The organism is Azospirillum oleiclasticum, assembly GCF_013423485.1.
Taxonomy (GTDB): domain Bacteria; phylum Pseudomonadota; class Alphaproteobacteria; order Azospirillales; family Azospirillaceae; genus Azospirillum; species Azospirillum oleiclasticum.
Genome location: NZ_JABFFR010000002.1, coordinates 89,030 through 114,087, shown reverse-complemented (window position 1 = coordinate 114,087; position 25,058 = coordinate 89,030). Strand labels below are relative to the sequence as shown.

Below are 25,058 nucleotides of genomic sequence, written 5' to 3'. Positions count from 1 at the left end.
CGCGGCGTCCTGGAAAGCGCCAGATTTGATGGTGGATTTGATTCAATCCGTGCGCTTCCGGACATGGCGCGGGTTCCTGTATGCTCACGCACAGCGAGCAGGAAGGAAGCGAATGCTCTACAATGGGGGAACCGCAGGAACAGGGGGCGGTCGCCGCCGGCTCGGTGCGGCGGTCGCGGTGCTGTGCTCGCTCAGTCCGGCCTATGCCGGTGCGCAGTTCTTCCGCGAGGCGCCGGTCCTGGCGCAACGGGTGGCAGCGGGAAGTCTTCCACCGGTGGAACGCCGGCTGCCGGACAATCCCATGCTCCTCCAGCCGCTGGACCGGCCCGGCGATTATGGCGGAAGCTGGGGGCTGGCGATGGTCAGTCGCTACGATGGGCTTCTGCTTTACCGCACCATCGGCTACGAGCCGTTGGTGCGCTGGGATCCGATGTGGACGCGGGTTGTTGCGAATGTCGCACAATCCTTCGAATCGAACGCCGACGCCAGCAGCTTCACCTTCCGGCTGCGCCGCGGGCTGCGCTGGTCGGACGGGCGGCCAATGACGTCCGAAGATGTGGTGTTCTGGTTCGAGGATGTCCTGAACAACCCCGACATCACGGCCGCGGCCCCCAGCATCCTGCGCAGCCCCGTTGCCGGCGCCCGGCTGGAAACGCCGGACGCGCACACGCTGCGTTTCACCTTCCCGGCACCCAACAGCCTGTTCCCCCTGCAGCTCGCGGCGGGGCAGATGGAACGCGGGCCGACCGACCTGCCCAAGCACGCGCTCACCCGCTATCACCTCCGCTACAACCCGGACGCCGACCGGGAAGCCAAGGCGGAGGGGTATCGCGACTGGGTCGAGCGGTTCCTGATCAAATCCCAGCTTCTGCGCGCGCCGTCCGGTCCGGACGCCCTGCTGCGCCGGCGGGACGCGGACGGCACCGCCTCGTTGCCGGCGGAGCCGGTGCCGACCCTCGAAGCCTGGGTGATCGACCGGCTGGAGGCCGGATCGCCGCCGGTGCTGGTTGCCGAACGCAATCCGTATTACTGGAAGATCGATTCCACCGGCGGGCAGTTGCCCTACATCGACCGGATCGAAACGGCGCTCACCACGTCCGCCGCCGAACTCCCGGTCCTGGTGCGGGCCGGGCGCGTGGGGCTTCAGGCGCGTCACTTCGTGGTCAACGACCTCGCGGCCCGGGCGCTCGCCGAGGGCGGCAACCGGTACCGCGCGCTGCCGCTGCTTCCGACCGACGCCAATACCGTTCCGATCGTCTTCAACCTCACGCATCGGGATCCGGTGTGGCGGACCTTGTTGCAGCAGCGGAACTTCCGTGTGGCGCTGTCGCTGCTGATCGACCGCCGCGCGATCATCGACGAGGTCTTCGGCGGCAAGGGGGAGCCTTATCAGATCGCGCCGCGTCCGGAATCCAGGTACTACCACCAAAGGCTGGCGCACCAGTATCTGGACCATGACCCGGATCGGGCCAACGCGATCCTTGGCGGGCTCGGCCTGGACCGGCCCGATGCCGACGGGCTGCGCCTGCTGCCGGACGGGCGCCCGCTGTCCTTCACGGTTCTGGTGCGCCGCGACCGACCCGACTCCCGCAAGGCCATGGCACTGGTGGCGCGGCAATGGCGCCGGGCCGGCATTGACGCCGGGATCGCGCTCGTGGACCGGGCGGACACCCACAACCGCATCCAGGCGAACGACTTCGACGCGATGGTCGGACATCCGGAAGGGGGCTTCGACGCGCTGCTCGACGCCTACGCCTTCGCGCCCTTGAACTGGAGCAGCTACTTCGCCCCGGGCTGGGCGCGCTGGGCCATGAACAGCAGCGACCCGCAGGCGGTGAATCCGCCACCGTCGGTCATCCGTCAGATCGAAACCTATGAGCGGATCAAGGGCGTGGCCGATGCCGACGCCCAGCACCGCATGATGGGCGATGTGCTCGACATCGCGGCCGAGGAGTTCTTCACGATCGGCGTGTCGTTGCCCGACGCCGGCCGCGGCGTCGTGCGGACGGATTTCCGCAACATCCCCAAGGTGATGTTCGAAACCTGGCTGTATCCAGCCCCCGCCCCCGCCAACCCGCCGCTCTTCTTCATCGAGCGGCGGTGACGGCAGGCCTGCCGGTCAGGCGCGGGTCGGCGGCTGGATGTCCGGAGGCGACGGCTCGCCCAGCGGCGGCGGAATCTCCGGGGGCGTCTCGGGCGCCGTTGGCGGCGGAACGGTCGGATCCGGCGTGCTGGGCGCCGGATTGGGCGGAATTTCCGGCGTGCCGGGGGTCATCGGATCGCTCATGCCCTCTCCTCTCAATCCGCCGCGTCCTGGGCGGTGTTCTCGATCGCGCGACCGCCGCTCTGGGCGTCCTCGCCGAGGCCCTCGACCGTGTTGCAGCCGGACAGGATCACCGCGCTCATCAGCACGAGGCCGGCGAGCATCACCTGATGGTAGGGGAACACCTTGGCGCGGGTCATGACGCCGTCTCCCGAAGGGTTGCATGTCTTCAGGTGAACGGGCGCGGGGTTGTGTTGGTTCCCGCGTCAGACGGCGGCGGGTTCGACTTCGGCGACCCAGCGGCCGTTCCGCACGAAACGCCGCTCCAGGGCGTCCGCCGGCATCGGGCGGGCGATCAGGAAACCCTGGGCCTGATGACACCCGTGGTCGCGCAGGAAGTCGAGCTGATCATCCCGCTCGATCCCCTCGGCGACCACCGTCAGGCCGAGCTTCTGCCCCATGGCGATGATGGTCGCGGCGATGGCCGCGTCGTCGGCCTTGGTGGTCACGTCGTTGAGGAAGGACCGGTCCACCTTCAGCGAGGTGATGGGCAGGCTGCGCAGCAGGGCGAGCGAGGAATGGCCGGTCCCGAAATCATCCACCGCGATGCGCAGCCCGAGATCGCGGAGCGCCCGCAGCGCGTCAACGATGGTCTCCAGATTGTCCATCATGATGGACTCGGTGATCTCCAGATCCAGCCAGCGCGGGTTCGCCCCTTCCGCGAAGAGGATTCCGCGCACCGTCTCGACCACCGAGCGGTCGATGAGCTGGCGGACGGAGATGTTGACCGCGATCGGCAGCGGCTCGATGCCGCGCCCCTCCCACTCCGCGACCTGCCGCAGGGCCTGGGTCATCACCCATTCGCCGATGACGTTGATCAGCCCCATCTCCTCGGCCACCGGAATGAAGGCCGCCGGTGACACCCAGCCGCGCTCCGGGTGCTTCCAGCGGATCAGCGCCTCCAGACCGACCGGGCGGAGCGTGGCGACGTCCACCTTGGGCTGGTAGTAGACGAGGAACTGCCCGGTCTCCACCGCCTCGCGCAGGCTGTTCTCCAGCGCCAGCCGCGCCACCGCCTCGGCGTTCATCTCCGGCACGAAGAAGCGGTAGCCGTTGCCCCCGCCTGCCTTGGCCCGGTACATGGCCGAATCGGCGTGGCGCAGCATGGCCGGCACGTCGCTGCTGCCACTGCCGTCATAGACGCTGATGCCGATCGACGGCGTGACGAACAGGGAGCGTTCCTGCACCATCACCGGCTTCGACACCGCCGCCGTGATCGCACCGGCGATGCGGGCGGCGTCCTGCGGGTCGCCCAGGTCCTCCGCGATGACCAGGAACTCGTCACCGCCCAGCCGGCCCACGGTGTCGGTCGGGCGCACCGCCCCGACGATGGCCTTCGCGATCACCTTCAGCAGCCCGTCGCCGATGTTGTGGCCGAGGCTGTCGTTGATCAGCTTGAAGCGGTCGAGGTCGATGAACAGGATGGCGAGCCGCGTGCCCTTCTGCCGGCACAGACCCATGGCGTGCGACAGCCGGTCCTGCACCAGCGTGCGGTTCGGCAGACCGGTCAGCGGGTCGTGCGTCGCCATGTACATGAGCTGCTCTTCGAACCGCTTGCGCTCCGTCACGTCGGCCATGGTGCCGGTGAAGCGGTAGGCCTCGCCCAGGGAGTCGCGCAGACAGCGCCCCTTGGCTTCGATCCACATCCAGGAGCCGTCCTTGCGCTTCATACGGTAGACCGGCTCGTACTCCGACACCTCGCCGCGCAGGTAGCGGTCGACCAAATCCATGGTCCAGGGCAGGTCGTCCGGGTGGATCAGCGACTCCCAGGTGCCGATCCGGCCCGCCAGCTCGCCGGGGTCGTAGCCCAGCATGTCGATGAATTCCGGCGACCACCAGGAGGCGCCGGTGCGCAGGTCGGCGTCCCACACGCCGGAGCGGGTGGCGGTCACCGCCAGCTTCAGCCGCCCTTCGCTGTCGCGCAGCGCGACCTCCGCCTCCTTGTGGCGTTCCAGGGTGTGGCCGAGGCGCAGGAGCAGCCGGTTGATGGAGCGGACGAGGATGCCCAGCTCGTCCTCCGCATGCTCCCGCGGAATGGGGAGGAGCTGGTCGGCCGGCCGGTCAGGGTCCACGCCGGCGACCGCTGTGGACAGGCGCAGGAACGGCTGGGTGACCGACAGGTAGAACATGACGACCAGAATCACCGCCAGCCCGGCCGTCCACAGGGCTCCCGCCCCGATCAGCACCGAAGCGCGGCTGGAGAATTCCTCGGCGATCACCGTATGATCGATGGTCACGCGCAGCTCGCCCACCGTCTGCATCCGCCGGGCGACGACCAGCGGGATGGAGTGGGAGCGATCCGGTTGGATCAACAGGTCGGCCAGCCAGCCCAAGCGGCCGACCGCCGGCGGTCGCTCCTGCATCGCCAGCGTCGCTCCGAAATCATCGCGGATCTCCGCGCGACGGATCGGCCGGTGCTCGAACAGGCCGTTCAGCACCCGCGACGCCAGCGCGCGGTCGAAGGTGTAGGCCGCCTCCGCCGCCGGTTCCTGCATCGTCTTCAGGAACTGCCCGACCAGCTCGTCCGACCGCTGTTCGAGCTGGAACAGGCCGACGAACACCTGGCCCGTGGTCAGCACCAGCCCCAGCAGCAGCGTCAGCAGGACGGTGTTGCGCGCCTGTTTGTAGGACAGACGCTTGCGCAGAGGCACGCGCCCTGGAACGGTGTCACCGTCCGCCGACGGTGGAAAGGCTTGTTCGGGATTTGCGTTGGGTCGTTCGATCACGAGATGCGCCAGACGATGGGTTCGGTAAGGAGCCGCGTCCCGGCGGGTTCGGTCAACTCAACAGCCGCCACGCCGCCGCCCGCTCGATGCTCGTTGATCGTGCAGGCACTACTCCACATTCGCGGCGCGGAATCAACCGGGAATCGCCCGAGCCCATGGATCCGGGAGAATATTACTTGTCGGGGACGGTGATGTTGCATGCGGGTGACGGCACTGGATCCTGGGGCCGGACGCAGCCGCCCGGTCGCCGGTATGCCGGCGCGGCGTGTCGTCCGTTTGATTGAACCGAGCGATCCCATATAACGGAGCGTCCGCGTTCACAAGCCCAGGTCACAGCCTTGTCCTTCCTCGATTCCCTGTTCGACCAGGCCGGCGAGACCGCCGGCCGCTTCCTGGAGGCGGACGTGCGCCTGGGTGTCACGGGCCTGCGCCGGGCCGGCAAGACGGTGTTCACGACCGCGGTGGTGGACAACCTGCTGCGCGCCGGCCGCCTGCCCTTCCTCGACGTGGTGGCGTCCGGCCGCTTCCAGGCCGCGCGCCTGCGCCCGCAGCCCGACGCCGACGTGCCCCGCTTCGCCTTCGAGGAGCATCTGGCGACCATCACCGCGGCACAGCCGGACTGGCCGGAGCCGACGACCGGGATCAGCCAGCTCCGGCTCGCCATCCGCTACCGGCCCAATTCGGCGTTGCGGCGGACCCTGCAGTCGGTGGCGACGGTCAACCTCGACATCGTCGATTACCCCGGCGAATGGCTGCTCGACCTGCCGATGCTGCGCCAGTCCTTCGCGGAATGGAGCGCTCTCAGCCTGGAACTGGCTGCCCGGTCGCCGCGTGACGCGCTGTCGGTGGACTGGCGCGGCTGGCTCTCCGCCATCGATCCCGCAGGACCGGACGAGGAGGAGGAGGCGCGGCGGGGTGCGGCGCTCTACACCGAATACCTGCACGCCTGCCGGCGGGCCGAGTCCTTCCTCAGCATCATCCAGCCCGGCCGGTTCGTCGAGCCGGGCGACCTCAAGGACGCGCCGCTGCTCACCTTCTGCCCGCTGCCCGGCGAGCGGCGCGGCCGCGGCACGCTGTGGGCGCTGATGGAGTCGCGGTACGAGGCGTACAAGTCCTCGGTCGTGCGCCGCTTCTTCGCCGAACATTTCGCCAGGTTGAACCGGCAGGTGGTGCTGATCGACGTGCTGGGCGCGCTGAACGCCGGGGTGTCGGGGCTGGGCGACATGAAGCGGGCGCTGGAGATGAGCCTGGAGCCGTTCCGCCACGGCAGCTCCGGCTGGCTGGACTGGCTGTTCGGCAGCAAGATCGACCGCGTGCTCTTCGCCGCCACCAAGGCCGACCACATCGCCTCCAGCCAGCACCCGAACCTGAAGGGCATCCTCGACAGCCTCGTCGCCGAGGCGCGGCGGACCATCCGCTTCGAGGGCGCGCAGGTCGAGACCATGGCGCTCGCCTCGCTCAAATGCACCGAGACGGTGGTGACCGAGCATGAGGGGCGGACCCTGCGCTGCATCCAGGGCGTGCCGGTCGGGCGCGACCGCCCCACCGTGCTCTATCCGGGCGAGATCCCGGACGGCGCCGACGCCATGACGGTGGCCCGCAACCGTAGCTACCGCTTCATGCCCTTCCGCCCACCGGCCGACGCCGGGCGCGACGGCCGCGGACTGCCGCATGTGCGCCTGGATCAGGCGCTTCAGTTCCTGCTCGGGGATTACCTGGAATGATCGACCGCACGCCCCCACGGGAACCCAGGGACGAGCCCATGGAGTGGATTCCGCCCATGGAGCTGGACCCGGCGCGCGCCGTGCCGGCACCCCGCGTGCCGGAGCCCGCCCCTCCCCCGCCGCCCTTCGAGGCGGAGCCCGACGCCGCCATGCCGGAGGCCGAATTCATCCCGCCGGTGGCCGGACCGGCGCCGCGGTCACCGCTGCTGCGCTGGCTGGTCGGGGCGGTGGCCCTGCTGATCCTCGTCGCGGTCGGGTTCGACACCGCCGACCTGATGAACCGCGCCTTCGCCACCAGCATGGCGCTCGGCGTGGTGGTGGCGCTGGTGGCCGGTGTGGCGGGCATCACCACCATCGCCCTGCTCCTGCGCGAGCTGCGCAGCCTGAAGCGGCTGCGGCGGATCGAGGAGCTGCGCGGCGAGTCCCGCAAGCTGTCCCACACCATGGAGCTGGGCCGTGCCGACCGCTTCGCCGGGGCCTTGACCCGTCTCTACACCGACCGGCCGGATCTCGAACTGGATCTGGCCCGGCTGAAGGACGTGGTGACCGACGCCCACGACGACGCGGAGGTGGTGCGGCTGATCGACCGGGAGGTGCTGACCGGGCTCGACCGCCGTGCCTACCAGACGGTGCTGCGCGCTTCCCGCGACACCGCGCTGGCGACGGCCCTCAGCCCCGCGGCGCTGCTCGACATCGCGGTGGTGCTGTGGCGGAACCTGCGGCTGGTGCGCGAGATCGCCACGCTCTACGGCGCCCGTCCCGGCTATGTAGGGTCGTTGCGCCTGTTGCGGCGGATGCTCGGCAACATCGCGGTCGCCGGGGTGACCGAGAGCGCGCATCATGTCGCGGTGGACGCGCTGGGCGGCTCGCTGGCCGCCGCCATCTCCACCCGCGTCGGCCAGGGCGTGATCAACGGGCTGCTGACGGCGCGCATCGGGCTGGCCGCCATGCACACCTGCCGCCCGGTGCCCTTCACCCCCGACACGCGCCCCAGCTTGGGCCGCATCCGGGCCGAGCTGCTGAGCCTGCCGAAGCAGGTGCTGTAGGCGGCTCCGGCCGCTTCGCGATTGACGCGCCCGCCGCCGCTCGCCACCTCTGTCCTGTGACAAAGAACGGGGGCGGGCGATGGCGGTCACGCGGGACGGGCTGAAGCGGCGGATCGACCAGGCGCTGGGACGCGACAGGGCGGACCTCGTCATCAAGAACACGCGGTTCCTCAACGTGGTGACCGGCGAGATCGCGGAAAGCGACATCGCCGTCTGCGGCGACCGTATCGTCGGCACCTACGACACGTACGACGGGGTGGAGGAGATCGACGGGCGCGGGCTGACCGTCGTTCCAGGCTTCATCGACACCCACGTCCATTGCGAATCGACCTGCGTCACACCGCTGGAGTTCGACCGCTGCGTGCTGCCGCGCGGCACCACGACCGCCGTCTGCGACCCGCACGAGATCGCCAACGTGCTGGGCGACAAGGGGCTGCGCTACGTGCTGGACTGCGCCGAGGGCACCGCGCTCGACCTGCGCGTCCAGCTTTCGTCCTGCGTGCCGGCGACGGAGCTGGAGACTTCCGGCGCGCGGTTGGAGGCGGCGGATCTCGTGCGCCACAAGGACCATCCCAAGGTCATCGGGCTGGCCGAGTTCATGAACTTCCCCGGCGTCCTGCACAAGGACGACGCGGTGCTCGACAAGCTGGTGGCCTTCCAGGACCGCCACATCGACGGGCACGCGCCGCTGGTGACCGGCCGCGATCTCAACGCCTATCTTTCCTGCGGTGTGCGCAACTGCCATGAGACCACCAGCGCCGCCGAGGCGATGGAGAAGCTGCGCAAGGGCATGCAGGTGCTGATCCGCGACGGGTCGGTGTCGAAGGACGTGCACGCGCTGGCGGAGGTGATCGGGCCGCGCACCTCCCCGTTCCTTGGTCTGTGCACCGACGACCGCAACCCGCTGGACATCGCGGAGGAGGGGCACCTCGACCACCTCATCCGCACAGCCATCCGGCTGGGGGCTCCGGTGGCGGACGTATACCGCGCCGCCACCTGGTCCGCCGCGCGGCATTTCGGGCTGACCGACCGCGGGCTGGTGGCGCCGGGGCAGCGCGCCGACCTCGTGCTGCTAGACGATCTTGAGGGCTGCGCGGTCAACCGCGTGATCCGCAACGGACGGGTGGTGACGGCGGACAGCTTCGCCGGACGGCCGGCGATCGTCCCGGTCGGGCTGAACTCCGTGAAGCTCGACCCGGTCACCGCCGAAGATTTCGCGATGCCGGCGGGCGGCGGTTCCACCCGGTCGGTGATCGGTGTCCTGCCCGGCAAGATCCTCACCGAGCACCGGCGGATGGAGGTGCCGCGCATCCAGGGCCGCGCCGTTGCCGACACCGCGCGCGACATCCTGAAGGTCAGCGTGCTCTCCCGCCACGGCACCAACCGCAACATCGGGCGCGGATTCGTCAGCGGCTTCGGGCTGACGGAAGGGGCGCTGGCCTCCTCCGTCGGGCATGACAGCCACAACCTTTGCGTGGTCGGCGCCACCGACGGCGACATGGCGATCGCGGTGAACCGGCTGATCGAGCTTCAGGGCGGCTTCGTCGCCGTGCGCAACGGCCATGTGGTGGGGGAGATCGCCCTGCCTCTGGCCGGGCTGATGAGCCTGGAGCCTTTCGAGACGGTGGAGCGCCATCTGCGCACACTGCGCGCCGCGGTGCGGGAGATGGGCTGCCCGCTGGCCGAGCCCTTCCTGCAACTGGCCTTCCTGCCGCTGCCGGTCATCCCGCATCTGAAGATCACCGACATGGGGCTGGTGGATGTCGACCGGTTCGCGCTGGTGGAGGGATGACGTGGAGACAATTGGCCTGCCGACGTCCTCCAGCCGACTGCGGCCATTGACAGCCACGGGTTGCCAGGGTTCCACTCCCCGGATGGAATCAACGCTGCGGTGGATGCATGTTCAGGTTTCCGGCGGTTCGGATGGTCGCGGTGCTGGCGCTGGCGGGAATGCTGGCCGGCTGTTCCACACAGGGGCAGAGCCGCTATTCGGAGCGCGACATCGGCCGCTCCTCGGTGGTCGAATTCGGGACCGTGATCCAGGCCCGCCAGGTGGACATCCGCGGTGAGACCAGCGGGCTCGGCGGGATGGCGGGTGCGGCCGCCGGCGGCATCGCCCTGTCCGGGGTCGGCCAGGGCTCCGGCAACGCGGCGGCGATCCTCGGCGGCGTGATCGCCGGCGCTCTGCTGGGCTCGATGGCCGAGCAGTCGATGTCCAACCGCGTTGGCATCGAGTACATCGTCACCCTGGCCAATGGCACCACCGTCACCATCGTGCAGGACCAGCCGCCGGAGGACCGCGTATTCCAGGCCGGCAACCGGGTGATGGTGCAGACCTCAGGCAGCTATCGCCGCGTCCTTCCGGCCGACCACCTGCCGACCCAGGTGAACCGCCCGGCCGGCATCACGGTGGTGGACTGACGGCGGTCTACACCTCCGGTTCGATGACGGTGCGGTTCAGTTCCTTGCCGGTGATGTCGTGCAGGCGCACCGTCATCACGTCGGTCTGGCCGTCGATGGCGGCATGGCCGAAGAACTGCAGCCCCTCCGTCGGCGGGCGGTTCTGCGCGAGGTCGGCCGGTACGCTGAGGTAGCGCACATCCGGCCCGAAGGTGAGGTCGAGCGTGCTCGGCCCATAGGTGCCGGCGTGCATCGGGCCGGCGATGAATTCCCAGAACGGATCGAACCCGGTGAAGCCGGCGCGCGACGGCTCGTGCCGAATGGCGGCGGCGAAATGCACGTCGGCGGACACCCACACGACGTTCCGGATGCGGTTCTCCTTGATGAAGGACAGCAGATCGGCCAACTCGAGCTCGCGGCCCAGCGGCGCGCCGTCGTCGCGGTTGGCCCAGCCTTCGAAGCTGCCCTTGGGCATGTAGGTGTTGTAATCGTCGTTGACGTAGCTGATCGGCAGGCTGCACGCCACGACCTTCCAGACCGCCTTCGATTCCTTCAGCCCCCGCTTCAGCCACGCAAGCTGCGCCGGGCCGAAGAAGGCGGTGGCACTCCCCGGCTCGCCCTGCCGGTTGCGCGTGTTGGGGCCGCGCTGGCTGCGCACGTCGGTCATGAACACATCCAGCGACGGGCCGTAGGGCACGCTGCGATAGGTGCGCTCGGGGTCCTCGCCCAGGATGCGGAAGGCGTTGTAATCGAACATCGCGCGCCGGGCGTAGGCCGACAGCAGCGACACGCTCTTCACCTTGTAGCGGGAATCGTCGTGGATCTGTCCGGGGAACCAGTTGTTCTTGACGTCGTGGTCGTCCCACTGCACCAGCAACGGCACCTCGGCCAGGAAGCGGCGCTTGTTCTCGTCGGTCAGGTTGTAGGCGTAGTTGCCGCGGAATTCCGTCAACGTCTCGGCCACCTTGGACTTGGCCGGCGTGACGATGTTCCTCCACAACTTGCCGTCGGCCAGCTTCACCTCGGTCGGCAGCGGCTGGTCGGCGTAGATCTGGTCGCCGGAATGGATGAAGAAGTCCGGCGCGAAGGCCAGCATCGTGTCGTACATCTTCAGCCCGCCGAAGGCCGGATCGATGCCCCAGCCCTGCCCTGTCTCGTCACCGGAGAAGCAGAAGGACAGGTTGCGACGTTCGGTGCCCGGAGTCCGGAAACGCCCGGTGAGCGGCTCGCTGAAGACGTTGACGTCGGTCGCGTCCTGGAAGCGGACGCGGTAGAAGATGTCCGCACCGGGCGGCAGCCCGGTCAGGTCCAGTCGGCCGGTGAAGTCGCTGTCCTGGAGCGCCAGGGGCCCATCGATGGACACCGCACCGGCGAAGCGCTCGTTGGTCGCCCATTCCACCATCATGCGCGAAGGCCGGTCCGACCGACACCAGAGCATGCAGCGGTCCCCCGTGGGATCCGCGGTCTGCACGCCGGACGGCATGCCCGGTCGGCTCGCGTCGCCGGTGATGATGCCGGGTGCAGCCAGCGCCGAACGCGCGGTGACGAGGCCGGCCGCCGCACCGGCGATGAAGCCGCGGCGGCCGATCGGGAAGGAACGCGCTGTCATGGGGTGACCTCCGCCGTTACGGCCCGATGATCTCGACGTAGGGGGAATGCGGCTTGCCGTCGATCATCTCCATGACGACCGCGGTCGCCACCCCGACCACGCCGCCCACGCCCGACACGATGCAGCCGTAGGTGCCGTAGCTGCCGACATAGGCGGCCGACACCGGCGCCAGGAGACCGCCGGACGCCACCGCCGTCGCCATGGCCGGCAGGGCCGCCGCCAGCGCCCCCGCCCCGAATCCGGAGATGCAGGCGATCAGCGGAGTCTCCATGCTGACGAAATTCGGCCGCTTCTTGACCAGGATGACCGACGCGCCGTCGCTGATCGGACCGGCCAGCATGGCAACGAAGAAGGGCGTGATGACCTCCGACTGCTGGGCGCGCGCCGGGCCGGCGCTCATGGCCAAGCCGGCGCCCAGCACCGCGGCCCCCAATGCCAGCCGGCCGGACACCAGACGGCCCGGCGCGCGCCGGTCACGTCGCCGCATCGTCGGCCTCCAGCGACTGGTTCCAGGTCTCCATGCCCCAGGCGGTGCCGATCGCGATCAGACCGGAGACCACGCCGACCGCGCAGCCGATGCCGGTCCAGGCGCCGACCACCGCCGGCGTGACGAGCACCCCGGCGCCACCGAAGGCCGTCGTCAGCAGCGGAAGCACCGCGGCGAAGGCCGACGCGCCGCCGCCGGCGGTGCAACCGATGATCACGGTGTCGGCGCTGATGAAGCTGCTCTCGCCGCCATTCTGGGCATGGGCCGGAGACGCCGTGGCACCGGCGAGCAACAGGCCGATCACAACCGTAAGGACAGAGAACCGCCGCACAGAGTTCCTCATCACAAGCCCCTCATCCGATGGACGAATTCGCGGTGGAAAATTCGCGCTGGCCCGCTTGTCCGTTGATCGATTGATACCCCTGATGATCGGGGGTTGTCTATGACTTGTTTGTTGTGCGCCGCAGGATGTATCGCCTGCAGCCTATCCCTCCGCCCCCATCCGACGCGCCTGGGCGAGACAGGCCTCGCGGTCGGGGCCGAAATCCTGCGCCACCCACCAGTTCTCCACCGCCGCCAGGATGGCGCCAACCCGCGGGCCGCGCGGCACGCCGATCGCCAGCAGATCGCGCCCCGCGATGGGAAAGCGCAGGCCGTCCAGCAGCGCCGCGTCATCGAGCGCCGCGCGCACCGCGGCAACGGGGACCGGCCCCGGCGCGTCGGTGGCGGCGAGGCGGATCAGATCCCGATAGCGTCCGGCATCGCCCAACCGGTAGAGTGCATGGCGCCGCACCGCGGAATCGACGCCGATGGTCAGCGGGTGTGGCGGTTCCGCCGCGGCGGCGAGCCGGTCGCGGTCGGCGTTCGACAGCTTCAGACGCTCCGCCACCGCCAGGGCCGTGGCACGGTCCTTCGGCAACGCCGCGGCCAGCCGGAGAAGCGACTCCGGCCGGTCTCCCAGCACCCGCTCCAGCGCCGCGAGTCGGTCCAGACGCTCCGCGTCGGTCGCCGCCGGAAGCAGGTGCGCCAGCACGCCGGCATCGTCCATCAGACGCCAGACGGCGGCGGGGTCCGGCGCCGTGAGCAGGCGGAAGAGCTCGCCCTGCACCCGTTCGCCGGACAGGCCGGGCAGCCGCGGCGCCAGCTCGGCGACCGCGGCCATCGCTGCCGAATCCGGGTCGCCGCGCCCGTAATGGGCATGGAAACGGAAGAAGCGCAGCAGGCGGAGCACATCCTCGGCGATGCGCTGGCGCGGATCACCCACGAACCGCACGCGGCCCGCGGCCATATCGGCCAGCCCGCCGAACGGATCAAAGAGGCGACCGTCCGGCGTGCAGGACAGCGCGTTCATGGTCAGATCGCGCCGCGCCGCGTCCTCCCGCCAGTCGTCGGTGAAGGCCACCCGCGCGTGACGGCCGAAACTCTCCACATCGCGGCGCAGCGTGGTGATCTCATAATGCTCGGTCCCGACCACGGCGGTCACCGTGCCATGCGTGATCCCGGTAGGGATCGCCTTCACCCCCGCCGCTGCCAGCAGCTCCATGACACGCTCGGGCGTGGCGTGAGTGGCGATGTCGATGTCCTTCACCGGGCGCCCGAGCCAGGCATCGCGCACGCAGCCGCCGACGAACCGCGCGTCGGCCCGGCCGGCGGCCAAGGCGTCGAGCACGGCCCGGGTTTCCGGTGCGGTCATCCAGGGCTGGGGGGGCAGCGTTGCGGCGGGTTCGGCGGTCATCGCCCGCAGCCTACGGCCTCCGACGGCACCTTTCATGCCTTTTCAACGGCACCACGATTGATTGCAATGGCTAAAGTACCGAAAAGGAAGAAATGACGATTGTGTAATCATATTACAATTGAAATCAACCGATTTCTACCGCTAATCAGGTATTGAAAATTGGATCGAGCTTCCAGAAGCAGAGGGAAGGCCATGTTCAGCAAGCAGCTTCTGGCCGACGTCACCGCCCGCGCGCAGGACAAGGTCAAGCAGGGCGTCTTCCGGGACGCCGCGGCGGCGGAGGCGGAGATCGCGGCCTTCGGACAGCTCATGGCACAAAAATATGGCGCCATCATCGCCCGCGCCCCGACCAAGAGCGAAGAGCGCGCGTCGCAGAAGGTGGCTTCCGACTATGGTGGGGACTGGCACCAGATCAAGGATGTCGCCCGCATCACCATCATCGTCCCGACGCTGGAGGCGGTGCGCGGCGTTCTCATCGAACTGCGCCGTTACTTTCAGGCCAGCCGCGGCGGCAGCGTCATGCAGGTGAAGGACGTCAGCGGCGCCATGGACCCCTGCGGCTACTCCTCGACCACGGTGTTCGTCCGCACCAAGACCGGCCGTCCGGCGGAAATCCAGATCAACATTCCGCAGATCATCTACGCCAAGCAGTCGGCGATGAGCTTCATCAAGGTCTGCGGCCCAAAGACCTTCCTAAAGATCAAGACCGCCTACCAGATGGAAGGCGGTCTGGGCCACGCGCTGTACGAGATCTACCGGGTGGCGCCGATGACCCCGGCCGGGCAGCAGGCGGCCACGATCAGCCGCTCCTATTACGACTATTTCCGCAACCCGCCGGGCGACATCGAGGGTCGGAAGAGCCTGCTGTCCGCCATCGCCGCCATCAAGAGCACCCACGCCCACGTGTTCAATCACCACTGAGGGCTGTTCATCGCAGACGTCAGGGGCGGTCGCGGACGACCTCCCCGTTCTCCAGCCGCGCCGGCCGGTATCCGGCTCCCGGATCCTGGCCCCCGGTCAGCGCCAGCGCGGCCGCGACCGCGGCGGCGCAGCCGACGCCCGCCAGCACCAGCAACGGCCATGGCGCCGTCGCCCACCATGCGGACGATGCGCCGCCCCTTGCCGCGCGGGCCCGGTGGCTTTCCACGAGAGTCACGTAGGCGATGTAGATCGCAAGCGGCGCCAGCAGCGGCAGCACGACCGTCAAGAAAATCCTCACGGTGCCTCGCGCAGGACATCCCGCAGGTTGACCAGCATGCCGGCCGTCGCCCCCCAGATGTAGCGCTGCTGGTAGGGGAAGACGTAGAAATGCCGCTGCCCGCCCATGAATTCCCGGCTGTGGCGCTTGGGGTTGTCGGGGTCCAGGATGAAGGTCAGCGGCACCTCGAACACCTCCTCGACCTCGGTGGGGTCGGGAACCAACGCGATCGGCGGCCGCACCATCCCGACCACCGGCGTGACGCGGAAGCCTGTGCGCGTGACGTAGGTGTCCAGCCGCCCCAGGATCTCGATCCGCTCGCGGGGCAGCCCGATCTCCTCCTCCGTCTCGCGCAGCGCCGTGTCCTCGGGGGAATGGTCGTAGGTCTCCCGCCGGCCGCCGGGAAAGCTGATCTGGCCGGCGTGCGCGGTCAGGTGTGCGGTGCGCTGGGTGAAGATCACCGTCGGCCCCTCGACCCGATCCACCAGCGGAACCAGGACGGCGGCCTCGCGCAACGCATCGGGCGGCCCGAATCCGGGATTGAGGTCATGGTCGCCGCGCACCTTGTCCGGCCGCAACGAGGCCGCCTCGCTGCGCGGAAAGCGACGTCTGACATCGTCCAGCGTCACGCGCCAGGCTGCCTGCCCAGCACGAAGAAGACCCTCCTGCTCCATACCCCGATCTCAGCCTCCCTGTCCGGGCTGTTCGGCACAGCGCGGTCGACCAGGTCGTAGAAGACCGATCGCGCGATGCGCGCCTCCAACCCCTGTCTTATCTCGATATAGGGACTGGGCTCGCCGGTTGCAGGGTGCACGTCCACCCGTATGGGGTGGTCCGGCCCGGCCTCCACCCAGTCGTCGACATTGGTCCTGAACGCGAGGATCTGGTCCCGGCCCTCCCCCCTCGCCGTCATCTCGACGGCCTGGAACGGCGCATCCTCGACCAGTATGCGCCCGCGTTCCGCGGGGGTGACAAGCCAAAAATCACCCGCGTCATCCCGCCGCAGAACCGAGGCGAAGAGCTTCACCAGCTCGATCCGACGAATCGGTCCGCCCTCGTGGAACCAGGTTCCGTCGCGCGCGATGCGAATGTCATAGCGTCGTTCTTCGGCCGTCATGAGCTGCCGCTTGCCTTCCTCCCCGTCACCACCGACCTTTGTAGCATGGCCCTCGGTCATGGTTGGCCTACGAAACCTATTTTCGCCATACTCGTCACATAGGTCACGACAGCCGCCTCGTGAATGGGAGACGCAGGATTTGAGCGCCACCGACCTCCGCTCCGCCAACACGGAAGACCCGCAACGCCTGCTCGCCGAGATCGAGATGCTGGGCACCCGTCTCGCCATGGTGCGCGACCGGATCGGCCGCATCATCTTCGGCCAGCAGGAGGTCGTGGACCTCACGCTCTGCACGCTTCTCGCCGGCGGGCATGTGCTGCTGATCGGCGTGCCCGGCCTCGCCAAGACGCGGCTGGTGGAAACGCTGGGCACCATCCTCGGCATGAACGAGAAGCGCATCCAGTGCACGCCCGACCTGATGCCCGCCGACATCCTGGGCTCGGAGGTGCTGGAGGAGGGTGAGGGCGGACGCCGCTCCTTCCGCTTCATCCCCGGCCCGGTCTTCTCGCAGCTGCTGATGGCGGACGAGATCAACCGCGCCAGCCCGCGCACCCAGTCCGCCCTGCTCCAGGCGATGCAGGAGGGACGGGTGTCGGTGGCCGGCCACTATCACGCCCTGCCCACCCCCTTCCACGTGCTGGCCACGCAGAACCCGCTTGAGCAGGAAGGCACCTACCCGCTGCCGGAGGCGCAGCTCGACCGCTTCCTCATGCAGATCGACGTGACCTATCCCGACCGCGACGCCGAGCGCCGGATGATGGTCGCCACCACCGGTGTTGAGTCGGAGAAGGCGGTCACCGTGATGAGCCCGACCGACCTGCAGGAGGCGCAGCGCCTCGTCCGCCGCATTCCCGTCTCCGATGGCGTGGTCGAGGGGATCCTCGACCTCGTCCGCCGCGGACGGCCCGACAGCACCGATGTGCCGGAGGTGCAGCGCCATGTGGCCTGGGGGCCGGGGCCACGCGCCAGCCAGGCGCTGATGCTCGCCAGCCGCGCCCGCGCCGCCCTCGACGGCCGTCTCGCTCCGTCGCTGGATGACGTGGTGGCGCTGGCGAAGCCGGTGCTGCGCCACCGCATGGCGTTGAACTTCGCCGCGCGGGCCGACGGCATCACGCTGGACGACGTGATCGACCGCCTCTGCAAGCCGCTGATGTGAGCCGGCCGATGGCGGGTCCCTCCACGCGCGGCGGTTCCACCCTGGGCCGCGACGCGCTGAACGCCCAGCAGCGGGCGGAAACGCTGGCGTCGCGCCTGCCACCTCTGTTGGTGGCGGCCGAACGCGTCGCGTCCACGGTGGCGCAGGGGGTGCACGGGCGCCGCCGCGTCGGGCTGGGGGAAACCTTCTGGCAGTTCCGCCGCTACCAGCCCGGCGACAGCCCGTCGATGATCGACTGGCGGCAGTCGGCCAAGACCCAGCCCGTCTATGTCCGCGAGAACGAGTGGGAGGCGGCGCAGAGCGTGTGGGTGTGGCGCGACCGCTCCGCCTCCATGGACTACCGCTCCGCCACCACGCTGCCGACCAAGCGGGAGCGGGCGGACCTGCTGCTGCTGGCGCTCACCGTTCTGCTGATCCGCGGCGGCGAGCGGGTGGCGCTGCTCAACGCCGGTGTCCGGCCCGACCACGGGAAGAACGCGCTGAACCGCATCGCCACCCTGATGACCGACCCGCGCGGCACCCCCGTCGGCGACGGCCTGCCCAGGCCCGAGCCGCTGCCACGCCACGCCCAGGTCGTGCTGTTCGGCGATCTGCTGTCGCCCCTGCCGGAGATCCACGCCACCATCGCCGGCCTGACCGGCCGGGGCTTGCGCGGTCATCTGCTGCAAATCCTCGACCCGGCGGAGGAGACCCTGCCGTATGACGGCCGGGTGGAGTTCGAAGGCTTCGAGGGGGAGGAGGAGCTTCTGGTGCCGCGGGTGGAGGCGGTGCGCGACGCCTACCGCGAACGGCTGCGCGCCCATCAGGACGGTTTGGCGGCACTCGCCCGCGCCGCCGGCTGGAGCTTCGCCACCCACCGCACCGACAAACCGCCCCAAACGGCCCTGCTTGGCCTTTGGGGGGCGTTGAGTCTGGAAGCGGTCTGACCCCACACTGACGCAGCGCCTGGATTAGAGGACGATATGCTCGGTTTCGGTGCCATCGCCTTCGCCACGCCGTGGGTGCTCGCCGCACTCGCCGTGCTGCCGGTGCTCTGGTGGCTGCTGCGGGTGACACCGCCGGCCCCGCGGGTCGTGCGCTTTCCGGCCATCCGGTTGCTGCGCGATCTCGTGGCGCGGGAGGAGACGCCGGCGCGCACGCCCTGGTGGCTGCTGCTCCTGCGTCTGGTCATCGCCGCCCTGGTCATCCTCGCGCTTGCCGGGCCGCTGCTGAACCCGCGCGCCGCCATGCCCGGTGGCGGCCCGGTGGTGCTGGTGGTGGACAACGGCTGGGCCGCCGGACGCGACTGGCCGGCACGGCGGCAGGCCATGGAGGACGCGGTCGCCCAGGCCGGGCGTGAAGGCCGGCCGGTGATCGTGATCACCACGGCGCATCCGCCCGGCGGCGAAAAGATCGCCGCCACCGCGGCCCTGCCGGCGCCGGAGGCACAGCGCATTGTCCAGGCACTCACCCCTCTGCCCTGGCCGGCCGACCGTGCTGCGGCGCTTGAGGCGGTGCGCGGGCTTCCGCCCGGCGGCTCCACCCACGCGGTGTGGATCAGCGACGGGATCGGCGACCGAACGGCGCGCGATCTGGCGCTGGCGCTTCAGCGGCTCGGCTCGGCGGAGGTGTTGGACGATCTGGCGGCGCGGCCGGCCCATCTGCTGCTGCCCCCGGCCAGTGAGGGCACCGCCTTCGTCGCCCGCATCGTGCGCGCCGACGCCTCACGGCCGGAGCCGGTGACGGTGCGGCTGACCGCCGGTGATGGCCGGCTGCTGACCCGCCAGACCATCGCCTTCGACGCCGGGCAGAAGGCCCGCGAGGTACGGCTGGAGGTTCCGGCCGAGCTGCGCAACGAGGCGGCGGCGCTGCGCGTCGAGAACGACACGACAGCCGGTGCCACCGTCCTGCTGGACGAGCGCTGGCGCCGCCGCCCGGTCGGCCTCGTCTCCGGTCGGCCGGAGGGGGAGAACCAGCCGCTCCTGTCCGACCTGCACTACCTGAACCGCGCGCTGGAGCCCTACAACGAGGTGCGGCAGGGGGCCATCGGCGATCTGCTGAAGCGCGACCTCGCCGTGCTCATCCTGTCCGACGTCGGCTCTCTGACCGGGGAGGAGGCGGGCGCGGTGGAGACCTGGGTACGGCGCGGCGGCGTTCTGCTGCGCTTCGCCGGGCCGCGGCTGGCGCAGAACGCCGACACGCTGGTGCCGGTGCGGCTGCGCATCGGCGACCGCGCGCTGGGCGGGGCGTTGAGCTGGTCGGAGCCGGCGCGGTTGCAGCCCTTCGATGCCAAGAGCCCCTTCGCCGGCCTGCGCATCCCGCAGGATGTGACGGTGCAGCGGCAGGTGCTGGCCGAGCCATCCCTCGACCTCGCCGACCGCACCTGGGCACGGCTGGCCGACGGGACACCGCTGGTGACGGCGGAAGCGCGCGGCGACGGGCACATCGTTCTGGTGCACACCACGGCCAGCCCCGACTGGTCGAACCTGCCACTCTCCGGCCTGTTCGTGGACATGCTCCGCCGCATGGTGGCGCTGAGCGAGGGGGTGGCGGGGCCGGGCCAGGCGGTGTCGCTGGAACCGCTGGAGGTGCTGGACGGATTCGGGCGGCTGATCCCGCCGCCGCCGACCGCCTTCCCCATCGCCGGCGACGCCTTCCGCGGGGAAACCATCGGCCCTCGCCACCCGCCGGGCTTCTACGGCACCGACGAGGCGCGTCGTGCGTTGAATCTGACCTCCGCCCTCACCACCGTCGACCCGTTGGGCGCGTTGCCGCCGGGCGTGGCGCGCAGCGTCTACGGCCAGCGCGGGGAGGTCGCCCTGAAACCGCATCTGCTGGGAACGGCCATGGCGCTCGCCATCATCGACCTGCTGATCGCGCTGGCGTTGCGCGGCCTGCTCGGCCGTTGGGCACGGCCCCGCCGCGCCGCGGCGGCCGGCCTTCTGCTGGTCGCCGCCGGCGCGCTGTCCGGCGTCCCGTCGCCCGTGCGCGCCGACGACGGCTTCGGCCTGAAGGCGACGGCCGAGACCTATCTGGCCTTCGTGCGGACCGGTGACACGGTGCTCGACAACACGGTGAAGTCCGGACTGGACAGCCTCGTCGAGGTGCTCAACCGCCGCACGGCGGTGGAGGCCGCCGGCTCCATGGGCGTGGATGTGGAGCGGGACGAACTGGCCTTCTTCCCGCTGCTCTATTGGGCCGTGTCCCCAAGCCACCCGCCGCTGACCGACCGGGCACGCACTAAGCTCAACGACTACATGCGCCACGGCGGCGTCATCCTGTTCGACACGCGTGACCAGGGGGCCGGCTATGGCGGCGGCGGGATGGCGTTGCGCCAGCTGACGGAGGGGCTGGATGTCCCGGCGCTGGGGCGGGTCAACCCCGAACATGTGCTGACCAAGTCCTTCTATCTGCTCCAGGATTTCCCCGGCCGCTACGCCGGGTCGGAGCTGTGGGTGGAGGCGCGCGAGGGGCGGCTGAACGACGGCGTGTCCTCCGTGATCATCGGCGGCAACGATTGGGCGTCCGCCTGGGCCACCGACCGCAACGGCCAGCCGCTCTACGCCGTGGTCCCCGGCGGCGAGCGGCAGCGTGAGATGGCCTTCCGCTTCGGCGTGAACGTCGTGATGTACGCGCTCACCGGCAACTACAAGGCGGATCAGGTGCACGTGCCCGCGATCCTCGAAAGGCTCGGCCAGTGATGGACGGCACCAGCATCGCCTTCGCCCCGCTGCTCCCCTGGCCGGTGCTGGGCACGCTCGCGGGCTTCGCCCTGCTCGTCGTCGTGCTGGGCTTTGTCCGACGCGCCCGCGGGATGATGTGGCGCACCTTGGCGCTGACCGTGCTGGCGGTCGCCCTCGCCAACCCGTCTCTGGTCAGCGAGAAGCGGGAACCGATCAAGGACGTGGCGCTGGTGGTGGTCGACGGCTCGCCCAGCCAGAACATCGGCGAGCGCCGCCCCCGCACCGAACGCGCGCTGGAGGCCCTGACCGAGCGGCTGAAGACCTACAATGATCTCGAGGTGCGCGTGGTCCGTGCCGGCGACGGGGCCTCGGAAGCCGGCGCCATCAATGAGACCCATTTGTTCGAGGCCCTCAATCGCGCCATGGCCGACGTGCCGCGCCGGCGCATCGCCGGTTCCGTCCTCATCACCGACGGGCAGGTCCACGACATTCCCGAGGCGCTGGACCGGCTGGCCGAGGCCGGCCCGGTCCACACGCTGCTGACCGGCGATCGCGACGAGGGGGACCGCCGCCTCGCCATCGTGCAGGCGCCGAGCTTCGGGTTGGTGGGCAAGCCGGTGGAGCTGACCATCCGGGTGGACGACATGCCCGGCCGCCAGTCGCCGGACGCCGCCGTCACCTTCCGCCGCGACGGCGGCGAGGAACAGACCGCGCGGGTGCCGGTGGGCCGCGACTTCCGCATCGAGCTGCCGGTCAGCCACGGCGGCCAGAACGTCATGGAGATCGAGGTCGAGCCGGCCCGGCAGGAGCTGACGCTCGCCAACAACCGCGCCGCGGTGGTGGTGAACGGCGTGCGCGACCGGCTGCGCGTGCTGCTGGTCTCGGGCGAGCCGCACGCGGGAGAGCGCACCTGGCGCAACCTGCTGAAGGCCGACCCGTCGGTCGACCTCGTCCACTTCACCATCCTGCGCCCGCCGGAGAAGCAGGACGGCACGCCGATCCGCGAGCTGTCGCTGATCGCCTTCCCCATCCGCGAGCTGTTCGAGATCAAGCTGTCGGAGTTCGACCTCGTCATCTTCGACCGCTACCGGCGGCGTGGCGTGCTGCCGCAGATGTATCTCGACAACATCGCCCGCTATGTGGAGAAGGGCGGCGCGCTGCTGGAATCCTCCGGTCAGGGTTTCGCCAGCCCGCTGTCGCTGTTCCGCACCCCGCTGGGGCAGGTGCTGCCAGCCGAGCCGACCGGGCAGACGCTCAGCGTGCCCTTCCGGCCGAAGGTCACCGACCTCGGCCGCCGCCACCCGGTCACCACCGGACTGCCCGGCGACCGTCCGGAGGGCGAGCCGGCCTGGGGCCGCTGGTTCCATCAGGTGGACACGCTGCCCACCAACGGGGCGGTGGTGATGTCGGGAGCGGAGAACCGGCCGCTGCTGATCCTGAACCGTGTCGGCGAGGGTCGGGTGGCGCAACTCGCGTCCGACCAGATCTGGCTGTGGAGCCGCGGCTACGACGGCGGGGGGCCGCAGGCGGAGCTGCTGCGCCGCCTCGCACACTGGCTGATGAAGGAACCGGAGCTGGAGGAGAACGACCTGCGCACCCGCGTGGACGGCAACCGCATCACCGTGGAACGCCGCTCGCTGGAGACCGACCCGCGCACCGTCACCCTCACCACCCCCTCCGACGAGACCCGCACGCTGGACATGCGGGAGGGTCGGCCGGGCCTCGCCAGCGCCACCGTAGTCGGGGCGGAGCCCGGCATCTACCGGGTGTCCGACGGAACGCGCACCGCGCTGGCCGTGGTGGGTGCCGTCAACCCGCCGGAGCTGGCGGACGTGCGTTCCACCGGCGACCGCATGGCCCCGGTGGCCGCGGCCACCGGCGGCGGCATCCACTGGGTCGCCGATCATGAGGACGGCCTGCGGCCGGGGGTGGAGGTGCGCCGCACCCGCCCCGACCGCGACCAGACCGGAAACGGCTGGATCGGCTTGCGCGCCAATGGCGACCATGTGGTGACGGGGGTGACCGACACGCCGCTGCTTCCGGTCGTCGCCGTGCTGCTGCTGGCGCTGGGCGCCCTGCTGCTCGCCTGGCGGCGGGAGGGGCGGTGAGCGCGGCGTTGCGGCGGGAGGATCTCGTCACCCTGCCCTCCCCTGACCCGCGGCACGACTATCTTGTGGAGTTGCGAGCCGCGGCGGGACCGGTGGCGCTGCGCGTGCGGTATGTGCCGGACCGGTTGATCCTCGATCCGGCCAGCCTTGCCCGCCACACCGAGGGACTGACCGGCGGGCTGGAGGCGGTGGCGCTCGCACTGCTGGACGACCTTGCCAACGAGCTGGTGCCGCGCTGGTTGGAGGTCACCGCGTCCGCGGAAACCCCGCTGCCGCACCGCGTCGTGGCGGAGGACCGGCAACCGGCGTGGGACAATCCAACGCTGCTGGCGCGGCTGGAGCGGATTTGAGCCGCAGGCGCAGCGGGCCGGAAGCGGCTCCGGGCCGATCCTTGAATTTTCCAGTGGCGATGGTAACGTTTGCGGCAGGAGGTGACGCGCCTCGTCGGTTCCCTGAAGGTGGGGCCGGTTTCCCGACCCCACCCCGTGGCCTTTTACCGATCCTGATTTTTGTTGAAGCCGGCTTGGAACTCGATCTTCAACGTGAACCAGAAGCGGTTGAACCACCTCAGGATTTTCTTCAAGCGCGTCACCTCCTTTCGGTCCGCCGGCCGGCGAGGCGCCGACCGACGCCTCAAAGATAGGCGTGAGCCGCCGTTCCACACAACCGTATGATCGATCGGCGACGGGTCGTTCCCTCGGAGCGTGTCAGTGCGCCGCGGCTTTCAGGTGATAGTAGCGGTAGACCAAGAAGCCGATCACCACGGCCCAGAAATTCAGCATGTTCAGCGCCCAGGCACCGGCGCAGACCATATAGATCGCCAGCCCGGCACCCCAGAGCCAGATGACGATGTTGGCCAGCATCGCCAGGGGTGCCTTCATTCCGAAGTAACGCACCGACCCGAAGACGGCGAGCCCCGCCAGCCCGGTGGAAAGGCCGGCCAGCACCGTGGCTGTGTCGGTGTAATCCAGCGGCGCAATGTGGTGCAGCAGCGGCTGCGGGGAATAGCGCAGCGGGTTCAACCACAGCGTAAAGAGTTGAGGCAGCGGAACCGCCCACGGGCCGTCGGGGTCGAAGACGGTGTCGAACTCGTACCATTCCCGCTCATGGTTGGCGTAGAGCAGCAGTGCACCGGCGATCAGGCCGGACAGCACGCTGAAGCGGGCGAGGCCGGGCACCTCGTGGTAGCGGATCACGTCCACGGCATGGATCAGCCGCTCGCCCAGCGACAGAACGATCACCGGCAGCATGACCAGCAGGCCCAGCTCCGCCGTCCGCCACAGCATCTCGATCAGCCCGTCAATCATACCGCGCCACTCCCCTCGCGGCGTCCCCCGTCACACATGGCCGCCCTCTTCCGACGGGGTGATCTGGCCGGAGATGTGGCTGCGGATCAACGCCAGCGACATGCCGCCGGCCAGCGTCGTCGCGATGGCGATCTGCACCCACATGATCATCAGCCCGATGGTCGGAAGCCGCACACCCAGGCTGTAACCGGCCCAGCTCAGCGCGGAAAAGAACAGCACGGACGTCACTATGCCTTGGAGCGTCAAGGCCCTGATCGCCATGGACAGGACGAACAGGTGCACGATCAGCAGGCACACGCCGATGAACACCTTCACCGGCAGATACTCGTTGAACGAGGCGAAGAGCCAGTCCACGTAGCAGTATCCGGTGGGGTTGTAGGTCGCGGTCAGCAGGCTGAAGGTGAACAGCCAGCGTATGGTGAAATGCTTGACCTGGAATCGTCCGCCGCCGCCCGCCATG

The 25,058-nt window shown here is 69.7% G+C and carries 23 protein-coding genes; 11 read left to right on the top strand and 12 right to left on the bottom strand.

What is annotated here, in order from left to right; translation table 11 throughout:
* Window positions 1-112: 112 nt before the first annotated feature.
* Entirely contained in the window at window positions 113-2,104 is a 1,992-nt protein-coding gene (locus tag HL658_RS04785; protein WP_180280701.1) for an ABC transporter substrate-binding protein, read from the top strand.
* Window positions 2,105-2,119: 15 nt separating this feature from the next.
* Here the strand turns inward: HL658_RS04785 and HL658_RS04780 are convergent, their stop codons facing one another.
* The 3 genes from HL658_RS04780 to HL658_RS04770 form a co-directional block, all read right to left on the bottom strand.
* On the bottom strand, window positions 2,120-2,287 hold the full coding sequence (locus HL658_RS04780) for a hypothetical protein (protein ID WP_180280700.1): 168 nt from the start codon (window positions 2,285-2,287) through the stop codon (window positions 2,120-2,122).
* Window positions 2,288-2,298: 11 nt separating this feature from the next.
* Window positions 2,299-2,463: an entericidin A/B family lipoprotein gene (locus HL658_RS04775; protein WP_180280699.1), complete on the bottom strand. Its 165-nt coding sequence runs from the start codon at window positions 2,461-2,463 to the stop codon at window positions 2,299-2,301.
* A 66-nt stretch (window positions 2,464-2,529) separates the two neighbouring features.
* The gene (locus HL658_RS04770; RefSeq protein ID WP_180280698.1) at window positions 2,530-4,974 is read right to left on the bottom strand and encodes an EAL domain-containing protein; all 2,445 of its coding nucleotides are present in this window, start codon (window positions 4,972-4,974) and stop codon (window positions 2,530-2,532) included.
* Between the two features lie 413 nt (window positions 4,975-5,387).
* Between HL658_RS04770 and HL658_RS04765 the strand changes: the two genes are divergently transcribed.
* From HL658_RS04765 to HL658_RS36890, 4 genes are all read left to right on the top strand, one after another.
* Window positions 5,388-6,773 carry a YcjX family GTP-binding protein gene (locus HL658_RS04765; protein ID WP_246337314.1) on the top strand — a complete coding sequence of 462 codons (1,386 nt, stop codon included), beginning with the start codon at window positions 5,388-5,390 and terminating at the stop codon, window positions 6,771-6,773.
* A 38-nt stretch (window positions 6,774-6,811) separates the two neighbouring features.
* Window positions 6,812-7,819, top strand: coding sequence for a YcjF family protein (locus HL658_RS04760; RefSeq protein WP_180280697.1), 1,008 nt, complete (start codon window positions 6,812-6,814; stop codon window positions 7,817-7,819).
* A gap of 79 nt (window positions 7,820-7,898) precedes the next feature.
* Complete coding sequence (ade, locus tag HL658_RS04755; RefSeq protein ID WP_180280696.1) at window positions 7,899-9,611, top strand: adenine deaminase; 1,713 nt, start codon at window positions 7,899-7,901, stop codon at window positions 9,609-9,611.
* 107 nt (window positions 9,612-9,718) lie between these two features.
* Entirely contained in the window at window positions 9,719-10,240 is a 522-nt protein-coding gene (locus HL658_RS36890; RefSeq protein WP_246337313.1) for an outer membrane lipoprotein, read from the top strand.
* Window positions 10,241-10,247: 7 nt separating this feature from the next.
* Here the strand turns inward: HL658_RS36890 and HL658_RS04745 are convergent, their stop codons facing one another.
* The 4 genes from HL658_RS04745 to HL658_RS04730 all read right to left on the bottom strand — a co-directional run bounded on the left by HL658_RS04745 (window position 10,248) and on the right by HL658_RS04730 (window position 14,050).
* Window positions 10,248-11,828, bottom strand: coding sequence for an alkaline phosphatase D family protein (locus tag HL658_RS04745; RefSeq protein ID WP_180280695.1), 1,581 nt, complete (start codon window positions 11,826-11,828; stop codon window positions 10,248-10,250).
* A 16-nt stretch (window positions 11,829-11,844) separates the two neighbouring features.
* On the bottom strand, window positions 11,845-12,315 hold the full coding sequence (locus tag HL658_RS04740) for a hypothetical protein (RefSeq protein ID WP_180280694.1): 471 nt from the start codon (window positions 12,313-12,315) through the stop codon (window positions 11,845-11,847).
* The gene (locus tag HL658_RS04735) at window positions 12,302-12,658 is read right to left on the bottom strand and encodes a hypothetical protein (RefSeq protein ID WP_180280693.1); all 357 of its coding nucleotides are present in this window, start codon (window positions 12,656-12,658) and stop codon (window positions 12,302-12,304) included. The genes HL658_RS04740 and HL658_RS04735 overlap by 14 nt, the downstream gene beginning before the upstream one ends.
* A gap of 141 nt (window positions 12,659-12,799) precedes the next feature.
* A complete protein-coding gene (locus HL658_RS04730; RefSeq protein WP_180280692.1) occupies window positions 12,800-14,050 on the bottom strand; it encodes a CCA tRNA nucleotidyltransferase in 1,251 nt (416 codons plus the stop codon).
* A gap of 192 nt (window positions 14,051-14,242) precedes the next feature.
* Here HL658_RS04730 and HL658_RS04725 point away from each other — a divergent pair, with 192 nt between their 5' ends.
* Window positions 14,243-14,971, top strand: a complete 729-nt coding sequence (locus HL658_RS04725; RefSeq protein ID WP_180280691.1) for a nucleotidyltransferase family protein — start codon at window positions 14,243-14,245, stop codon at window positions 14,969-14,971.
* Between the two features lie 19 nt (window positions 14,972-14,990).
* Here the strand turns inward: HL658_RS04725 and HL658_RS04720 are convergent, their stop codons facing one another.
* From HL658_RS04720 to HL658_RS04710, 3 genes are read right to left on the bottom strand one after another with little or no spacing between them, the layout of a single operon-like run.
* Window positions 14,991-15,269, bottom strand: coding sequence for a hypothetical protein (locus tag HL658_RS04720; RefSeq protein ID WP_180280690.1), 279 nt, complete (start codon window positions 15,267-15,269; stop codon window positions 14,991-14,993).
* Window positions 15,266-15,877, bottom strand: coding sequence for a CoA pyrophosphatase (locus tag HL658_RS04715; RefSeq protein WP_343055006.1), 612 nt, complete (start codon window positions 15,875-15,877; stop codon window positions 15,266-15,268). The genes HL658_RS04720 and HL658_RS04715 overlap by 4 nt, the downstream gene beginning before the upstream one ends.
* On the bottom strand, window positions 15,874-16,425 hold the full coding sequence (locus tag HL658_RS04710) for a DUF1285 domain-containing protein (RefSeq protein ID WP_180280688.1): 552 nt from the start codon (window positions 16,423-16,425) through the stop codon (window positions 15,874-15,876). The genes HL658_RS04715 and HL658_RS04710 overlap by 4 nt, the downstream gene beginning before the upstream one ends.
* A gap of 145 nt (window positions 16,426-16,570) precedes the next feature.
* Between HL658_RS04710 and HL658_RS04705 the strand changes: the two genes are divergently transcribed.
* From HL658_RS04705 to HL658_RS04685, 5 genes are read left to right on the top strand one after another with little or no spacing between them, the layout of a single operon-like run.
* On the top strand, window positions 16,571-17,521 hold the full coding sequence (locus HL658_RS04705) for an AAA family ATPase (RefSeq protein WP_246337323.1): 951 nt from the start codon (window positions 16,571-16,573) through the stop codon (window positions 17,519-17,521).
* Window positions 17,522-17,529: 8 nt separating this feature from the next.
* Window positions 17,530-18,447 (top strand): DUF58 domain-containing protein, encoded by a 918-nt coding sequence (locus tag HL658_RS04700; protein ID WP_180280686.1) that lies wholly within the window; start codon window positions 17,530-17,532, stop codon window positions 18,445-18,447.
* Window positions 18,448-18,483: 36 nt separating this feature from the next.
* Window positions 18,484-21,201 (top strand): DUF4159 domain-containing protein, encoded by a 2,718-nt coding sequence (locus HL658_RS04695; protein ID WP_180280685.1) that lies wholly within the window; start codon window positions 18,484-18,486, stop codon window positions 21,199-21,201.
* Window positions 21,201-23,291, top strand: coding sequence for a hypothetical protein (locus HL658_RS04690; protein WP_180280684.1), 2,091 nt, complete (start codon window positions 21,201-21,203; stop codon window positions 23,289-23,291). Before HL658_RS04695 ends, HL658_RS04690 begins: the two co-directional genes overlap by 1 nt.
* A complete protein-coding gene (locus HL658_RS04685) occupies window positions 23,288-23,641 on the top strand; it encodes a hypothetical protein (protein ID WP_343055005.1) in 354 nt (117 codons plus the stop codon). The genes HL658_RS04690 and HL658_RS04685 overlap by 4 nt, the downstream gene beginning before the upstream one ends.
* 357 nt (window positions 23,642-23,998) lie before the next feature.
* Here the strand turns inward: HL658_RS04685 and HL658_RS04680 are convergent, their stop codons facing one another.
* Both HL658_RS04680 and HL658_RS04675 read right to left on the bottom strand, forming a co-directional pair.
* A complete protein-coding gene (locus HL658_RS04680) occupies window positions 23,999-24,598 on the bottom strand; it encodes a hypothetical protein (protein ID WP_180280683.1) in 600 nt (199 codons plus the stop codon).
* A 30-nt stretch (window positions 24,599-24,628) separates the two neighbouring features.
* Window positions 24,629-25,057 carry a DUF6524 family protein gene (locus HL658_RS04675; RefSeq protein WP_180280682.1) on the bottom strand — a complete coding sequence of 143 codons (429 nt, stop codon included), beginning with the start codon at window positions 25,055-25,057 and terminating at the stop codon, window positions 24,629-24,631.
* Window position 25,058 lies beyond the last annotated feature (1 nt).

Coding starts and splice junctions, on each gene's coding strand:
- HL658_RS04785 (WP_180280701.1), top strand. CDS start 113: ATGCTCTACAATGGGGGAACCGCAGGAACAGGGGGCGGTCGCCGCCGG.
- HL658_RS04735 (WP_180280693.1), bottom strand. CDS start 12,658: ATGAGGAACTCTGTGCGGCGGTTCTCTGTCCTTACGGTTGTGATCGGC.
- HL658_RS04760 (WP_180280697.1), top strand. CDS start 6,812: ATGGAGTGGATTCCGCCCATGGAGCTGGACCCGGCGCGCGCCGTGCCG.
- HL658_RS04725 (WP_180280691.1), top strand. CDS start 14,243: ATGTTCAGCAAGCAGCTTCTGGCCGACGTCACCGCCCGCGCGCAGGAC.
- HL658_RS04695 (WP_180280685.1), top strand. CDS start 18,484: ATGCTCGGTTTCGGTGCCATCGCCTTCGCCACGCCGTGGGTGCTCGCC.
- HL658_RS04705 (WP_246337323.1), top strand. CDS start 16,571: ATGCTGGGCACCCGTCTCGCCATGGTGCGCGACCGGATCGGCCGCATC.
- ade (WP_180280696.1), top strand. CDS start 7,899: ATGGCGGTCACGCGGGACGGGCTGAAGCGGCGGATCGACCAGGCGCTG.
- HL658_RS04690 (WP_180280684.1), top strand. CDS start 21,201: ATGGACGGCACCAGCATCGCCTTCGCCCCGCTGCTCCCCTGGCCGGTG.
- HL658_RS36890 (WP_246337313.1), top strand. CDS start 9,719: ATGTTCAGGTTTCCGGCGGTTCGGATGGTCGCGGTGCTGGCGCTGGCG.
- HL658_RS04745 (WP_180280695.1), bottom strand. CDS start 11,828: ATGACAGCGCGTTCCTTCCCGATCGGCCGCCGCGGCTTCATCGCCGGT.
- HL658_RS04675 (WP_180280682.1), bottom strand. CDS start 25,057: ATGGCGGGCGGCGGCGGACGATTCCAGGTCAAGCATTTCACCATACGC.
- HL658_RS04700 (WP_180280686.1), top strand. CDS start 17,530: ATGGCGGGTCCCTCCACGCGCGGCGGTTCCACCCTGGGCCGCGACGCG.
- HL658_RS04780 (WP_180280700.1), bottom strand. CDS start 2,287: ATGAGCGATCCGATGACCCCCGGCACGCCGGAAATTCCGCCCAATCCG.
- HL658_RS04740 (WP_180280694.1), bottom strand. CDS start 12,315: ATGCGGCGACGTGACCGGCGCGCGCCGGGCCGTCTGGTGTCCGGCCGG.
- HL658_RS04710 (WP_180280688.1), bottom strand. CDS start 16,425: ATGACCGAGGGCCATGCTACAAAGGTCGGTGGTGACGGGGAGGAAGGC.
- HL658_RS04775 (WP_180280699.1), bottom strand. CDS start 2,463: ATGACCCGCGCCAAGGTGTTCCCCTACCATCAGGTGATGCTCGCCGGC.
- HL658_RS04730 (WP_180280692.1), bottom strand. CDS start 14,050: ATGACCGCCGAACCCGCCGCAACGCTGCCCCCCCAGCCCTGGATGACC.
- HL658_RS04680 (WP_180280683.1), bottom strand. CDS start 24,598: ATGATTGACGGGCTGATCGAGATGCTGTGGCGGACGGCGGAGCTGGGC.